Origin of the sequence: Streptomyces sp. NPDC051214 (assembly GCF_040682375.1) — a bacterium.
Lineage (GTDB): Bacteria > Actinomycetota > Actinomycetes > Streptomycetales > Streptomycetaceae > Streptomyces.
Map to the genome: position 1 here is coordinate 198,675 of NZ_JBFBAT010000015.1, position 14,896 is coordinate 213,570.

Annotated in this window: 12 protein-coding genes; 5 read left to right on the forward strand and 7 right to left on the reverse strand. The window is 70.2% G+C overall.

Annotated features, from left to right (window positions below; all coding sequences use genetic code 11):
• The first annotated feature begins 178 nt into the window (after positions 1-178).
• The gene (locus AB0M70_RS33890) at positions 179-607 is read left to right on the forward strand and encodes an ATP-binding protein (protein ID WP_365826152.1); all 429 of its coding nucleotides are present in this window, start codon (positions 179-181) and stop codon (positions 605-607) included.
• Here the strand turns inward: AB0M70_RS33890 and AB0M70_RS33895 are convergent.
• The gene (locus tag AB0M70_RS33895) at positions 597-3,851 is read right to left on the reverse strand and encodes an NACHT domain-containing protein (RefSeq protein WP_365826154.1); all 3,255 of its coding nucleotides are present in this window, start codon (positions 3,849-3,851) and stop codon (positions 597-599) included. The genes AB0M70_RS33890 and AB0M70_RS33895 overlap by 11 nt on opposite strands.
• Before the next feature lie 514 nt (positions 3,852-4,365).
• Between AB0M70_RS33895 and AB0M70_RS33900 the strand changes: the two genes are divergently transcribed.
• Positions 4,366-5,058 carry a M23 family metallopeptidase gene (locus tag AB0M70_RS33900; protein ID WP_365826156.1) on the forward strand — a complete coding sequence of 231 codons (693 nt, stop codon included), beginning with the start codon at positions 4,366-4,368 and terminating at the stop codon, positions 5,056-5,058.
• 38 nt (positions 5,059-5,096) lie between these two features.
• Here AB0M70_RS33900 and AB0M70_RS33905 read toward each other — a convergent pair whose 3' ends face one another.
• Positions 5,097-5,672, reverse strand: coding sequence for a helix-turn-helix domain-containing protein (locus AB0M70_RS33905; RefSeq protein ID WP_365826158.1), 576 nt, complete (start codon positions 5,670-5,672; stop codon positions 5,097-5,099).
• A 247-nt stretch (positions 5,673-5,919) separates the two neighbouring features.
• Between AB0M70_RS33905 and AB0M70_RS33910 the strand changes: the two genes are divergently transcribed.
• The gene (locus tag AB0M70_RS33910) at positions 5,920-7,494 is read left to right on the forward strand and encodes an MDR family MFS transporter (RefSeq protein ID WP_365826221.1); all 1,575 of its coding nucleotides are present in this window, start codon (positions 5,920-5,922) and stop codon (positions 7,492-7,494) included.
• Positions 7,495-7,685: 191 nt separating this feature from the next.
• On the opposite strand, the gene cseC is transcribed toward AB0M70_RS33910, so the two are convergent.
• The 5 genes from cseC to AB0M70_RS33935 form a co-directional block, all read right to left on the reverse strand.
• Positions 7,686-9,044 (reverse strand): two-component system sensor histidine kinase CseC, encoded by a 1,359-nt coding sequence (cseC, locus tag AB0M70_RS33915; RefSeq protein ID WP_365826160.1) that lies wholly within the window; start codon positions 9,042-9,044, stop codon positions 7,686-7,688.
• A gap of 86 nt (positions 9,045-9,130) precedes the next feature.
• Positions 9,131-9,844: a two-component system response regulator CseB gene (cseB, locus tag AB0M70_RS33920; protein WP_365826163.1), complete on the reverse strand. Its 714-nt coding sequence runs from the start codon at positions 9,842-9,844 to the stop codon at positions 9,131-9,133.
• A gap of 18 nt (positions 9,845-9,862) precedes the next feature.
• Positions 9,863-10,483, reverse strand: a complete 621-nt coding sequence (locus AB0M70_RS33925; protein ID WP_365826223.1) for a hypothetical protein — start codon at positions 10,481-10,483, stop codon at positions 9,863-9,865.
• 44 nt (positions 10,484-10,527) lie between these two features.
• On the reverse strand, positions 10,528-11,091 hold the full coding sequence (locus AB0M70_RS33930; RefSeq protein ID WP_365826165.1) for a SigE family RNA polymerase sigma factor: 564 nt from the start codon (positions 11,089-11,091) through the stop codon (positions 10,528-10,530).
• Positions 11,092-11,239: 148 nt separating this feature from the next.
• Entirely contained in the window at positions 11,240-12,163 is a 924-nt protein-coding gene (locus AB0M70_RS33935; protein WP_365826167.1) for an A/G-specific adenine glycosylase, read from the reverse strand.
• A 295-nt stretch (positions 12,164-12,458) separates the two neighbouring features.
• Here AB0M70_RS33935 and AB0M70_RS33940 point away from each other — a divergent pair, with 295 nt between their 5' ends.
• Both AB0M70_RS33940 and AB0M70_RS33945 read left to right on the forward strand, forming a co-directional pair.
• Positions 12,459-14,222: a histidine kinase gene (locus tag AB0M70_RS33940; protein ID WP_365826169.1), complete on the forward strand. Its 1,764-nt coding sequence runs from the start codon at positions 12,459-12,461 to the stop codon at positions 14,220-14,222.
• Positions 14,219-14,872, forward strand: a complete 654-nt coding sequence (locus tag AB0M70_RS33945; RefSeq protein WP_365826171.1) for a response regulator transcription factor — start codon at positions 14,219-14,221, stop codon at positions 14,870-14,872. The genes AB0M70_RS33940 and AB0M70_RS33945 overlap by 4 nt, the downstream gene beginning before the upstream one ends.
• Positions 14,873-14,896 lie beyond the last annotated feature (24 nt).

Consider the following 14,896-nt stretch of genomic DNA (forward strand, 5'->3'; position numbering starts at 1 on the left):
GGAAGCCTCGCTGTAGACGCAGTAACCCCTGCTCAGCCGCAGAAGCGCACTGTCCGATCCAAGTTCCCGTTCCGGGCGGTGACTTGTTCGCGAGGGACAGTAGGCCACTGCGGCCGGGCCACCCCCACCCATCACCGTCACAGCGAACGCACCCCTACGCGCGCCTTGGAGGCGTCTCATGGGCGTTACCGTGCATGACTCCGTATGCGAGCCCGAACGGCCCGAGCGGCCCGAACTCCCGCTCGCCTACACCCTCTTCGCCCCCGCCGACTCCAGCTCACCCAAGATCTGCCGCGACTTCGTACGCAGCGCGCTGCTCACGCTGGGGCTCGGGCACCTCGCCGAAGCCGCCGCGCTCTGTACGTCGGAGCTGGTGACCAACGTGCATCAGCACACGAAGGGTGACGTCCACCTGAGAGCGGCCATCGCGGACACGCACGTACGGATCGCCGTGTATGACGGCAGCGATCAACTGCCGTCCCCCCGAAGGGCTCCCGCCGAGGACGAAGGCGGCCGGGGGCTCTTCCTCGTGACCGCGCTGTCGGACGTGTGCGGGGTGACGCCCACCGGGGCCGGCAAGGGGGTGTGGTTCCAGCTCAATCGGTGAAGAGGGGGCGGGGCTCTCGTATCTCGACGTGCGGGGGAAGGGCGTCGATGTCCGTCACGTGGCGCGTGGAGATCGTCAGATGCCGCAGGGCGGTGAGCGACGCCAAGGGGGCGACGCTGATTCGCTCCCGGCCGCTGAACCCGTACACGGACAGGTGCGTGAGGTCAGGGAAGAGCCGCGTGACGTGCGATGCCGTCGAAGACCAGTCGACGGTGTCGTGCAGCCCCTCGTGCAGCAGGGACAGCTCCGTCACACCGGACAAGGTCAGCCCCTCCGGCGCGTGAGGAAGTGCGCCGGATGTCAGGTCCAGCCGGATGAGGTGAGGGAGGCGTGTGAGAGCTTCCCAGACGGCGGGTGACCTGGGACCGTCCGTTTCGCCGAAAAGGACCCACTCCAGTTCCTGCCACTTGTCCAGGCCGTGGACATCGTCCGCAGCTTCCGTGCTGTCGAACATACCCAGCGTGCGCAGCGGAGCATCGGCGGGGAACAGGTCGAGGCTCCAGCGCTCGGTGATGTCGGCGAGGCGGAGCTGATCCAGGTCGCGCAGCCCGTGGAGCGCGGCTGGGGAGAGCCGAGTGGGCGGCACCTTCATGGCGAGGAACGAGGGGGTGCACGCCGCGATCAGCCGGGAGGCGGCTGCGGGGGACACGTCCTCGCGGATGTCCAGCAGCTTCGGGCGGATCTGCAGCCGTTCCAGCTCCATGACCTGATCGTCGCTTCGGAGCGTGAAGTGGGTCTCGCCGTCGTTCAGTTGAGCGACCACTGCTTCCGCGTACCTACGGCAGTCGTAGCGACTCCACCCCCAGATGAGCTGGCTGCGTACCCCGAGTGCGGGATGACGGGCGAACCGCGCGAGGAAGGGGATCGCGGCGTCCGACGGGATACTCGTCGCGGTGATCGCGACGTTGCTCGCCGCCTCCTCGTCCAGCCCGTCCGGGCCCGGCAGCAGGTCCAGGACCATGGGCCCGACCATCGCCAGCTCGCGGGCGTCCTCCGGGGTGCGGGGCGGAATCACCTCCGCCACCCGTAGCTCCACCTGCTCACGCACCTCCGGTGCGAGTTCCGCGGCGTCCTCCAGGCAGGCTGCCGCCAGCAGATGGACTCGCTCTCGCTCCCGCTCCTGAGCGCGACCATCACCGAATGCGAGCAACTCCCGGAAGACTTCGATCCGTTCGCGAGGGCGCGCATGCGCCACCGCCATGCGGATGACGTCCTCCCACTGGTCGTCCGCCGCGTGACGTGCCAGCACGCCGAAGTCGCCCTCGTCGACCGCTGCCCGCGCGCCCAGGAAATCCTGGAACGTGCGGTGGATGAAATCGACCGTGCCCGGCCCTGGTTCGCGGAGCAGACCGCTTCGGTGGAGGAAGTGCTCGAAGACTGCTCTGGCGTCTCCGAGTGCTGCCACCTCCGGGACCGCTGGGAGCAGGTCCGCGATGATCGCCTCAGCCCGCTGACGGTCCATGGTCGTACGGCCGTTGCGGATCAGCCAGTAGGCGAGACGCTGGAGGAGCTGGAGCTGCGGCTCCTCCCGCAGGTCCGGCACGTCCATGTGCCGTTCGCGGTCCCGGCGGATCAGGAGCATGGACAGGGCCGCCGTGTAGAGATCCTTGCGGCCGAGGGGGAGGAAGCCCCTGCGGTCACGGTGCAGCGCACAGATCAGGCCGCACATGAGGGGGTTGGTCGCCAACAGGCCCAGGTCGGGCTTCGTGTGGACCGCGTCGAGGAGCTGGCTCTCGTACGAGACGAGCGCGGCGTCCTCGTCCGCCGCACCCGTGCGTGCGGCCACGTGCCAGCGCTTGATGAACGCCGCGGCGTCCGCCCTGCTCATCGGGGAGAGCGTCAGCTCGGTGAAGTCCTCGTCGGCGAGCCAGTCCTCGCGTACGGCTGAGGGGCGTGACGTGACCAGCCAACGGTTGCCGGGGTAGGCGTCGATCAGGTCGCTGAGCCAGGTGCGGGTGCGGGAGCGCTCGGCTTCGGGGACCTCGTCGATGCCGTCCACCAGGATCAGCGCGCGGCCCGCCGTCAGTACGCGGGACTCCCAGCCCTTGGGCTGCGTGCCGGCCAGCGGGGAGCCGACCGCCGAGAGGAAGTCCGCGGGGGCGGGGAGGCGCTCGCCGTGCCGGGTGAGGGTGCGCAGGGGCAGGACATAGGGGATGCGGTCGTAGAGGTACGTCATGTGGTCGTCGCCCGGTGCCGCGCGCGCGGCGCTCACCGCCAGCCACTGGATGAGCGTGGTCTTGCCGGAGCCTGCCTCGCCCCGCAGGAGGACGCGATCGTGGGTGGCGAGGGCCTGATCGGCGAGGAGTGGGGTGGGGGCGGCGGCCGCCCGGATGTGGGCGGATTCCGCGGCTCTGCGGGCCATCCCCTCGGCATGAGCGGGGGTGGATGTTGCCAGGGGGCGCTCGGTCCCATCGGCTTTGTGGGCCGCCTCGGCCTGTGACTGCACCAGAAATACGGGCCGGTGCCTGGCCGGCACGGCGTCCGGGGCCTGTGCGGCAGCCCGCACGTCGTCTCTCCAGTGCGACAGGGACGTAGTCGCCTCCAACCGCATGTATGCGGCATCCAGAGGCCACCGCCCGGGCGAGTTGGAAAGATCGATCCCGAAGATCGTCAGCTTTCCGTGCTTCTTCGCCACGTACGCCAGATACCGCTGCTCGAAAGCCACGTCCTCCGCCCCGGGAAGGGGACTGCGGGCGATCAGTTCGTCGATCTTGGTGATCAGTTCCGACTGGCGGCGGCTCTGTTCCACCAGGGTCCTCGCCACGAAGGCCGAGCGTTGCGTGAAGAAGTGCAGGATGTGCAGGCACGTCATGTCGAGCAGGCGGTCGTAGAAGTACGCCGCGTCGGCGGACAGGTCACGGTCGGGGTTGCCGCTCGCCCGGCGCAGGCGAAGGGCGAGGGCGTTGTGGCCGAGCTCGACCGCCTGGACGTCCGTGAGCGTGAGGTCGCCCAGCGCGTGCAGGGTGCGGGCCAGCGCGTCGACCACCGCCTGCTCCTCGTCCACGGCGACGGCGCTCTCGCCGGAGGCCCGTACGGCCTGGCGCACCAGCTCCGCCGCGAGCCTCGCCAGGTCCTTGTCGGTCAGCTTCCGCTTCTCGCCCCGGAAGGACACGAGCCCCGAGAGACGGACGGGTTTCTCCACCAGGCCCGCGCCCGGCCCCTCCCGCACGAAAAGGCGCTTGACCAGGGGAGTGACGACGCTCGACGCGAGTCGGGTGACGGAGCCTATGGCCGCGGGATCCATGCGCCGCAGCGTAGCGCCGGTCACATTCGGGAGGTTGTGGATCTCGGGGACCGGTGACATGACGCACAGGCGTTATGTCCGGTACTAGGCGGAATAGTGGTACCGGGCCGAGGGGTGCTCGGGACCTTCGGCACGCAACCCACGGGACCTTGGGCGCGTCGGGAGGGTCCATCCGCCGAACGTGCCAGTGCTGGCCCAGGCTGCCCTTTCGAAGTGGGGTTAAACCTGCCTCCGAGCGTCAATTCCGGCAGATGGTTGAAGGGGGAATTGTCGGAATTTGTCGGTGTCAAGGGGTCGAAAGAGGGGCGGTTGGCTACGGCATTAGGTAGTAGATGGGGTGTTTGAGCAGGAGGCGGGGTGCGGGTTACCAAGGTGGGGCCCCGGCGGAAACGCAGCGAAGCGTGTGCCGGGTCCCTCTGTGTCTCGGAGTCCCAGACGCAGTCCCAGCCCCACGTGCCACGCAGCGACAGCGGCGGTGTCACGTACACGCTCCCCATCCCGGAGGTCATCCGCCATGTCGAAGCGCGCCACGTCCACCCAGTCCGGCCTGTCCCTGCTCCGTACGCGGACGGCCGTCATCACCGCCGCCACCGTCGGGCTCGGCGCCTCCGCCGTCCTCGGCACCGGCATCGCCGCCGCGGCCGACACCAAGGGCGGTGCGCTGCCCGGCGTCTCCGCCAACTCGATAGCCGCCCAGGCCGACGCGCAGGCCAAGGCCGCGTCCAAGGCCAAGCAGGCCGCCACCAAGAAGGCCCAGCAGGCCAAGCAGGCCGCCGCCAAGAAGGCCGCGAGCTGGCAGGACCCGGTCGACAAGTACACGCTCTCCGCGTCCTTCGGGCTCGGCGGCAACATGTGGTCCAGCAAGCACTCCGGCCAGGACTTCGCCGTGTCGATCGGCACCTCCGTCGAGGCCGTGCACAATGGCACCGTCGTCAAGGCCGGCGGCAACGGCGCCGGTGACGGTCCCGCGTACGGCAACGCCATCGTGATCAAGCACGACAACGGCACGTTCTCGCAGTACGCGCACCTGTCGAAGATCGACGTCCGCGTCGGCCAGAGCGTCGGCACCGGCCAGCACATCGCCGCGTCCGGCAACACCGGCAACTCCAGCGGCCCGCACCTGCACTTCGAGATCCGTACGACCCCGAACTACGGCTCGGCGGTCGACCCGGTCGCGTTCCTGCGCTCCAACGGTGTCACCGTCTGACCCGGAGCCGACAGCTGGCAGCTGGCTGCCAGTAGCTCCTAGGCGCCTTCGTGCGCCTGTGTCACCAGATCGATGGCGACCTCGAGGATGGCCTTGCGCTTCTCCTCGGGGTCGCCTTCGACGTCCTTGAGCACGAACATCCCGCCGTGCATCGTGAACAGCGCGCTGAAGCAGCGCACCTGCGTCGTCATCGGCGTACCCGGCTCCCTGAGGATGTCGAGCAGGCCGAGCATGCGGTCCTTGAAGGTCTCGCCCGTCTTCAGGTCCCGCATCGTCGCCTGGTTCTCCTGCATGAAGCGGAAGAGCGGCGCCGCGCCCTTGAGGATCTCGCTGTAGCGGGTCAGGATCTCCCGCTTCGTCTCCAGCGTGCGCGGCTGCTCCCTGCCCCACTCCATCAGCTCGTCGATGGGCCGGGTCATGTCCTCGAAGATGCTGGTGAGGATGTCTTCCTTCGTCTTGAAGTGGTAGTAGAGCGCCGCCTTCGTGACGTCCAGACGCTCCGCGATCTCCCGCAGTGACGTCTTCTCGTACCCCTGCTCGGCGAAGAGTTCGAGGGCCACGTCCTGGATGCGCTGGCGGGTGTCCCCGCGGCGCTGCTGCTTGCCCGTGACCATCTCTTTGCTCCTCGGCTCCCTCTCGGCTCGAATCCTTGGATCCGATTTTACTTACTTGACGCCCGGCTAGTTGGGGGTCTAGTTTCCCCCAGTGTAGTCAGCTTGCCGGTCGGCAAGTAAGTAGGAGCGCGAAGTGGGTAACCGGGGAGTGGGGAACATGGCCGAGACCAAGGAAAAGCCGGGGGAGCAGGCGATACCAGCCGGATCGGAGAAGGAAGCGCCTCAGCCGCGCAGCGTGCGCGTCGTGATGATGGCGCTGATGGTCACCATCCTGCTCGCGATGCTCGACAACATGATCGTCAGCCCCGCGATGCCGACAATCGTCGGCGACCTCGGCGGCATGGAGCACCTGTCGTGGGTCGTCACCGCGTACATGCTCGCGACCGCCGCCTCGACCCCCATCTGGGGCAAGCTCGGCGACATGTACGGGCGCAAGGGGGTCTTCCTCACCTCCATAGTGATCTTCCTGCTCGGTTCCGTTCTCAGCGGAATGGCGCAGGACATGGGTCAGCTGATCGGCTTCCGAGCCGTCCAGGGGCTCGGCGCGGGCGGTTTGATGGTCGGGGTCATGGCGATCATCGGTGAGCTCGTCACGCCGCGGGAGCGCGGCAAGTACATGGGCATGATGACCGGCGTCATGGCGGTCGCCATGATCGGCGGGCCGCTCGTCGGCGGCACCATCACCGACCACCTCGGCTGGCGCTGGGCCTTCTACATCAACCTGCCGCTCGGCGCCGTCGCGCTCGCCATGGTCACCGCCGTCCTTCACCTGCCGAAGAAGAAGGCGAAGGGGCGCATCGACTACCTCGGCGCGGCGCTGCTGACCGTGGGCATCAGCGCGCTCGTGCTCGTCACCACGTGGGGCGGCACGGAGTACGCCTGGACCTCGACCGTGATCATGGAACTCATCGCGATCGGCGTCGTCTCGCTCATCAGCTTCGTCATCGTGCAGAAGAAGGCCGCCGAGCCGATCCTGCCGCTGCACATCTTCCGCAGCCTCAACTTCACGCTCATGTCGGTGATCGGCTTCCTCACCGGGTTCGTGATGTTCGGCGCGATGCTCTTCCTGCCGCTCTACCAGCAGGCGGTGCAGGGGGCTTCGGCCACCAACTCCGGGCTGCTGCTCCTGCCGATGCTGCTCTCGATGATGGTCGTCTCGTTCTTCTCGGGGCGGTTCACCACATCCACCGGCAAGTACAAGATCTTCCCGATCGCCGGCACCGTACTGATGGTCCTCGGGCTCTTCCTGCTCTCGCAGATGGACACCGACACCTCGCGGTTCACCTCGGGCCTCTACATGGCGGTGCTCGGTGCGGGCATGGGCTGCCTGATGCAGATCACCATGCTGGTCGCGCAGAACAGCGTCGAGATGAAGGACATGGGCGTCGCGTCGTCCTCGGCCACGCTCTTCCGTACGCTCGGTTCGTCGTTCGGCGTCGCGATCATGGGCGCGCTCTTCAACAGCCGGGTCGAGGACACGATGGCCTCCCGCGCCGGGGAGCTCGGCGGCAAGGTCACCGAGCAGTCGGCGCAGCTGGACGCGAAGAGTCTGGAGAAGCTGCCGGACGTGGTGCAGGCCGCGTACCAGCACGCGGTGTCCGCCGGTACGCACGCGGCGTTCCTGCTGGGCGCGGTCATCGGGGTCGCCGCCTTGATCGCGGCGTTCTTCGTCAAGGAAGTTCCCCTGCGGGGGGCTGGGCCGAAGGACGCGGAGCCTTCGGGCTCCGGGGATTCCGGGGGCTCCGAAGCGAAGAAGCCGGCCGGGGGCGCGGCTGGGGACGCCGCGGGGGGTCCGCGGGACGCGGTTGCGGAGACCGTCTGACCTGCGGTCCTGCTCCCTCGGGACGGGCCCCCGGCACCTTCTGGTGCCGGGGGCCCGTTGCTGCGCGTGCCGCTGCCCTGCTTATGCGCGCCCCGCGGCTTCGGTGTTGTGCCCACCCTCCCCCACTCTCAACTGCGTTCGAGCGGGGGGACCCCCATCGCCCTGCGGAACGCCTGCCCACAACAGACCGGCTACTTGTACTTGTCCGGCAGCTGCAAAATCGGGAAGCTGCCCGTGTTGGTCGGGGCGTGTTCCGGGAGCCAGAGGACTGCCACCGCGCCCTCCGCCGGATCGTCAGGGCCCGCGCCCGCAGGGGTCACGTTGCGGAAGGTGAGCCTCGCGCCGAGCACTCGCGCCTGGCCCGCCGCGATCGTCAGGCCCAGGCCGTGGCCGACGCCCGCGCGGTCCGTGCTGCCGGTGCGGAAACGGCTCGGGCCCTCCTCCAGGAGACCCGCGGGGAACCCGGGGCCGTGATCGCGGACCCGCACGACGCGGCCCTCGACGCTCACCTCGACCGGCGGCTTGCCGTGCTTGGCCGCGTTGGCGAGGAGATTGCCCAGGATGCGCTCCAGACGGCGCGGATCGGTGGTCACCTCCGACTCGTGCACCACCGTCACGCTCACGTCCGCGTTGAGGACCGCGATCCGCCGCGTCACGAACTCGCCGAGCATCAGGTCCTGCAGCTCGGCCCGCTCGGCCGCGCTGTCCAGACGCGCCACTTCGAGCACGTCCTCGACCAGCGTGCGCATCGCCTGCGCCCGGTCCCTGACCAGCTCGGTCGGGCGGCCCGGCGGCAGCAGTTCGGCCGCTGTGAGCAGGCCGGTCACCGGCGTACGCAGCTCGTGCGCGATGTCCGCCGTCACCCGCCGCTCCGCTTCGAGGCGCTGCTTGAGCGCGTCCGCCATCGCGTCCACCGACCGCGCGAGGTCATCGGTCTCATCGCGTACGACGCCGCCGATGGCATCCCGTACGCTCACGTCCGTCTGCCCCTGGGCGACCTCCTGCGCCGCCGTCGCCGCCTTGCGCAGGCGCCGCGAGAGCTGGCCGCCGATGAGCACGCCGAGCGCGCAGCCGCCGAAGACGACCGAGATGGAGCCGATGACCAGGGCCTGGTCGAGGTCCTTCATGACGGTGGCGCTGCGGTCGGTGAAGCGGGTGTGCAGCGACAGGATGTGGCCGTCGCTCAGCGGCACCGCGGCCCAGATGTCCGGCACACCGCCCTCGTGGTCCTCCACGTACGTCGCGCGACGCCCGGCGAGCACCTTCGACAGAAGGTCCTTGGGCATCTCCGGGTCGTCGATCTTCATGCCGAACTGGCCCGTGCGCCCGGACGTCTCGTAGATCCGCTGGGCGTACAGAATCCGCTCGTCCTGCACGTCGCGCGCGTTGTCCAGCATCGACACGCGCGCCGCGTTGTGCACGACCAGGCTCAGCGCCACCGCGACGAGCGCGCCGACCAGCGCGATCGCCGCGCTGATCTTCCAGCGCACGCCGGTGCGCAGGCCGGAGCCAAGGCGCCTGCGCAGCGCGGCCACCGTCCCCCTGCTCATATGTGTCCCCCGAAACGCACCGGACCGTTGGACCCGTTCGGTGCTTCAGCCATGCGGTCAGCCATGCCGTCAGCCATGCGATCGGCTCACGCCTTGAGCTTGTAGCCGAAGCCGCGGACCGTCTCGATCCGGTCCTGGCCGACCTTCGTACGGAGGCGCTGCACGTGGACGTCGACGACGCGGGTGTCGCCGCCCCAGCCGTAGTCCCACACGCGCTCCAGGAGCTTGTCGCGGGAGAGGACCGTGCCGGGCGCGGACGAGAACTCGAGCAGCAGGCGCATCTCGGTCGGCGTCAGCGCCACCGGGGCGCCGTCCTTGCGGACCTCCATGCCCTCCGTGTCGATCTCCAGGTCGCCGAAGTGCAGCACGCCACCGTCCGGGGAGCCGCCCTCACCGCCGACGGGCGCCCCCGTGTCGGGGCCGCTCGCGTGGCCGAAGCGGCGCAGGACGGCGCGGATCCTGGCGACCAGGACGGCGCCGTCGAAGGGCTTGGTCACGTAGTCGTCGGCGCCCGCCTCCAGGCCGAGCACGACGTCGATGGAGTCGGCACGCGCCGAGAGCATGATCACCGGAACCGTCGACTCGTCCCGGATGCGGCGGCACAGCGAGACGCCGTCGAGGCCCGGCACCATCACGTCGAGCAGCGCGATGTCGGGGCGGTCGGCGCGGAAGGCCTCGAGGCCCTTCAGGCCGTCGGGCATCGCGGTGACGACGAAGCCGTCCCGTTCGAGCGCGAGCTGCGTCGCCTCGCGGATGACGTCGTCGTCCTCGACGAACAGGACATGGGTGTGCTCTGCCATCGGGGGCTCTCAGTTCTCTCAGTTCTCCGACGGAGCGGGTGCGTCGCCGCCCGCCGCGCTGCTGTAGTGACTGCGGGTGCGGTCCGTCTCGGTGAAATGGTTCGAGGACCAGCGGTACGTGATGACTTCCTCGCCGGACGGATACGACACCGGGTCACCCTTCTCGTACACCTGCTTGGTCACCACCAGGTCGCCCCGGTCGATCTCCGCGTAGACGGGCGGCTCCTCGTCCTGGAAGACATTCTCGTACTTCTTGCCTTCGGCGCGATACACGTAACTGCTGGTGCCGACCGCATCGCCGCAGGTCATGATGTTCACGACGACATCGGAGGCAGATCCTCCGGTCAGGCTGCCGTACGAGACGTCGACCGGATACTCGTCGGCCACGCAGGGCTTGAGGTCGCGCTTGACCGTCCGGCTCACCTTCGGGTCGTCCTTGACGAGCTCGACCGCCTCCAGGCTGGAGGGCGGCGAAGGCGCGGACGTCGTCGACGGTGTCGGGGACGGCGAGGGGGTCATCACCGTCTCGCCGCGGTTGCCGGGGCCCTCGTCACGGGCGCCGGAGCCGCCGGTCGAGCAGGAGGTGAGGAAAAGGCCGATGGCGGCGAGTGCGACCGCCGCCGCGCTCCCCGCCTTGATCGTCCTGCCGGCCTTGCTGCCGGTCTTCCTGCCAGCCCGGGTGGTTAGGCCGCGCAACGCTCCCGCTCCTCACGTTCGAGCGCGCCGGTGGCGGGCTCCTCGCGGTCCCGGCTGTCGCGGTCCCGGCTCTCCAGCTCCTGGCGGAGGCGGGCGAGCGCTCGGTGCAGGGTGCTCTTGACCGTTCCCGCGGACATGCCGAGTGCCGCGGCCGTCTCCTCCGTGGACATCTGCTCCCAGTGTCGCAGCACGACGACGCTGCGCTGCTTGGGTGCGAGGACCTTCATAATGTCCATCAGGAGGGCGCGGTCCGCGTGCTGTTCGGTGGAGTCTTCCACGCGCGCGTCGGGCATCTGCTCGGTGGGGACCTCTTCGAGCTTGCGGGCCCGCCACCACTCCGTACGCGTGTTGATCATGACGCGGCGCAGATAGGCGTCCGCGAGCCGCTTGTCGGCTATGCCGTCCCAGCGGCCGTACGTCCGCACGAGCGCCGTCTGCAGCAGGTCCTGCGCGTCGACGGGGTCGGGGACCAGGCGCCGGGCACTGCGCAGCAGGGCGTCCTGCCGAGTGCGGACGTACTCTTCGAACTCGAGCACCTCGCCGTGCGCCATACCCAACCGCCTCCGTTCACCGACCACCGCTGCTTGTGCGGTACGGCTATGAAGCTACGGAGGCGTTGTCACGAGGCTGTGCGGAGCAGCCAGCGGAGGGCGCACGGCCTTCCGTCGGTTGTGTAACAGAAGTAGGCGCGGCGTAAAGCTAGGTCAGCGGGAGCCGGTAGAGCCCCTCGGGGAGCGGCTCCACGAGACCGTCGGAGACGAGTCCGTCCAGGGCGCGGGCCCGCTGCACGGGCTCGCCCCAGACGCGGTCGAGGGACGCCTGCGGCACGGGGGCGACGGCCTCGCGGAGCACCGCGAGCAGCTTCCCGCGGACCTGGCGGTCCGTGCCCGCGTATGTCTGCCCCCGCCGGGCGGGCCCCTGATGCGCCGGCTTCCCGGCCGCCTGCCACGCGCACTGCGCGGCGATGGGGCACCGTCCGCAGCTCTCGTTCTTCGCGGTACAGACGAGGGCGCCGAGCTCCATGGAGGCGGCGGCCCAGCGGGATGCCGTGCGCTCGTCCTCGGGGAGGAGGGCGCGGGCCAGCTTGCGCTCGGCGGCAGTGGTGGCGTTCGGGGGGTACTGCACGCCGGTCACTGCGCGGGCGAAGACCCTGCGCACATTCGTGTCGAGGACGGCGTGCCGCTGCCCGTACGCGAACGACGCCACGGCCGCGGCGGTGTACTCGCCGATGCCGGGCAGCGCGAGGAGCTGCGCGTGCTTGGCCGGTACGTCGCCGCCGTGCCGTTCCGTTATGGCGACGGCGGCGCCGTGCAGGCGGAGCGCCCGGCGGGGGTAGCCGAGGCGTCCCCAGGCGCGGACGGCCTCACCCGGGGCTTCCTTGGCGAGGTCGGCGGGGCGGGGCCAGCGGGCGATCCACTGCTCGTACACGGGCAGGACGCGGCTTACGGGCGTCTGCTGCAGCATGAACTCACTGACCATCACGCCCCAGGGCCCGGCGTCGGCCCGACGCCACGGCAGATCACGGGCGTTGGCGTCGAACCAGGCGATGACGGGACCGTGCAGGGCCTCGCCGGCGGGCTCGGGACTGTCGGACATGGGCATGGGCTTCGTGGGCGCAGTCATGGCCCCCCGATCCTGCCACGGGCCCACCGGGGGGTGGGCCAGGCGGGGCCGCTTTCTCCGCTTTACCGGGGGCGAGGCCCTGGTCTTAGACGAGCTGGCCTTGCCTTGGTCGCGCCTGTACGCGATTTCCTCCCACCCTCACTGCCCGCCCCGCTTGGCACCGCGGGGGAATCGGGTGGGTGGGAAAGGTTTGTTCGTTCCGGGTGGATGCGGGTCCCAAGGAGAGTGCCGCGGGCGGTGAGGACCTGACGATCGGCAGGGGTGGACGCCGGGTAGGGGGAAGTAGCTTCGGGGGGTGAAAAGTAGTTGGGGACGTGGCGCCCTCCTCTGGGTGGCCCTCGCGATACCCGCCGCCAGCGCGGGCCCACTGGGATTGAGCGAACCCCGCCCCGCATGGCTCCAGGCAGCCGCAGCCACCGCCCTAGCCCTCGCCGTAGCCACCCGCCACTACCGCCCCGCCACAGCCTTCGCGGCAACCGCAGCGCTGGGGCTCGCCACGGCACCCTCCCTGTTCACCGTCTCGTACGGCCCCGCCCTCGCACTCTTCGCGCTCCTGATGGGCCGCAGGTCCACCCGAGTCCGCCCCGCGGCCCTCGCCTTCGGGGCCACCGCACTCATCGGCACAGCCAAGATCGTCGTACGCGGCGTGGACCCCGTCGTGGAGTGGCTCGTCCTTATGGGGACCCTCCTCTTCGGAGCCGTCTTCCCCTGGCTCACCGGGCGCTACCTCCGCCAGGCCCGCGAACTCTCCGCCGCGGGCTGGACCCGCGCCGCCCACCTGGAACGCGAGCAGCGCATCGTCGCCGACCGCGCACGGCTACGGGAACGGGCCCGCATCGCCCAGGACATGCACGACTCCCTCGGCCACGAGCTGAGCCTCATCGCGGTGCGCGCAGGTGCCCTCCAAGTGGCCGCCGACCTGCCGGAACGGCACCGCACCGCCGCAGCCGACCTTCGCGCGGCCGCGTCGGACGCCACCGACCGGCTGCACGAGATCATCGGGCTGCTGAGGGAAGAGGGTGACGAGGCCGCCCCCCTCGGCCCGGCGGGCGAAAGCCTGCGATCCCTCGTCGAACGCGCCGCCGATTCAGGACTGCCGGTCCGGTACACGCAGGCCGGCGAGCAGAGGAAGCGTACGGAGGTGAAAACGATCCGGCCGCAACCGGCGCAGTCCGCGCAGTCCGCGCAGTCCGCGGAGCCCGCGGAGTCTGCGGAGCCCACGCAGTCCGCGCAGCTCGCGGAGCCCACGCACCCCGCCGAGCCCACGCAGTCCGCGCAGCTCGCGCAGCCCACGCACCCCGCCCAACCCACAAGCTCCGACGAAGCCACCGCGCGCACCCTCTACCGCGTCGTCCAAGAAGCCCTCACCAACGCCGCCAGGCACGCCCCCGGCGCCCCCGTCACCGTAGAAGTGCACGAAACGGCGGTCGTCGTCACCAACGGAGCGTCCCAGCGCCCGGGTTCCGGCCCCGGCGCCGGCTCCGGTCTATCCCATCTGCGGGCCAGGGTCGAAGACCTCGGCGGCACCTTCGACGCGGGCCCGCACGCCGGCGGCTTCCGCGTCGAAGCCCGGCTCGGACCTCGGCTCGAAGCCCGCGCCGAGCCCCGAACCAAAGCACCGCGCCCACGCCCCCCACACCCCACCGGCCCCGGACGACTCGCCTACGCCCGCCACCGCACCCTCCTCGCCTTCGGCGCCGCCCTGGCCACCGGAGTCCTGCTCGTCGGCGGCGCCTTCGCCTGGTACGCGTACTCGCGGTCGCACGCCGTCCTGCAACCCGCCGACTTCGCACGCCTGTCGCTCGGCCAGACCCAGGCCGACGCCGAACGGCTGCTCCCCGACCTGGCCGCCTCCGACCCGCCCGCGGAACGCGCCCCGACCCCGCCGCCCGAAGGAGCCGACTGCCGCTACTACCGCGCCAGCGGTGAACTCTTCGTCGCCGTCCGGCACTTCAGGGTCTGCTTCAAGGCCGGAACCCTCGTGGAGAAAAGCGTGATCCCCAAGGCGTCAGCAAGAACAGCAACCGAGCACAAACACGCGAAGGAGTGGATGGCGTGATCCGCGTACTGCTGGCCGACGACGAGGCCATGATCCGCGCGGGCGTCCGCGCGATCCTCGGCGCGGGCGAGGACATCGAGGTCGTCGCGGAGGCGGGCGACGGGCGAGAGGCCGTCGCCCTGACCCAGGCCCACCGGCCCGACGTCGCGCTGCTCGACATCCGTATGCCGGGGCTCGACGGCCTGGCCGCGGGCGAGGAGATCGTACGGACGATGCCCGGCACCGCGGTCGCGATGCTGACGACCTTCTCCGAGGACGCGTACGTCGCGCGAGCGCTCAGCGGGGGAGCGACCGGCTTCCTGCTGAAATCCGGCGACCCGCACGAACTCATCGCGGGCGTACGCGCGGTGGCCGGCGGCGCCGCCTTCCTCTCGCCCAAGGTGGCCCGCCACGTCATCGACGGCTACGGCGCCCAGCGCATGGGCCGCGGCGCCGACGCCCGCGCGAGGACCGCGGCCCTCACCCCGCGCGAGCGTGAAGTGCTCGGACTCGTCGGCGAGGGCCTGTCCAACCCGGAGATCGCCGCGCGGCTCCATCTGGTGGAGGGCACGGTCAAGGCGTACGTGAGCGCGGTCCTCGACCGGCTCGGGGTCAAGAACCGCGTCCAGGCCGCGATCGTGGCCTACGAGGCGGGACTTGTACGCCCCTGACGCCCCATCACCGAGACCCCCCAC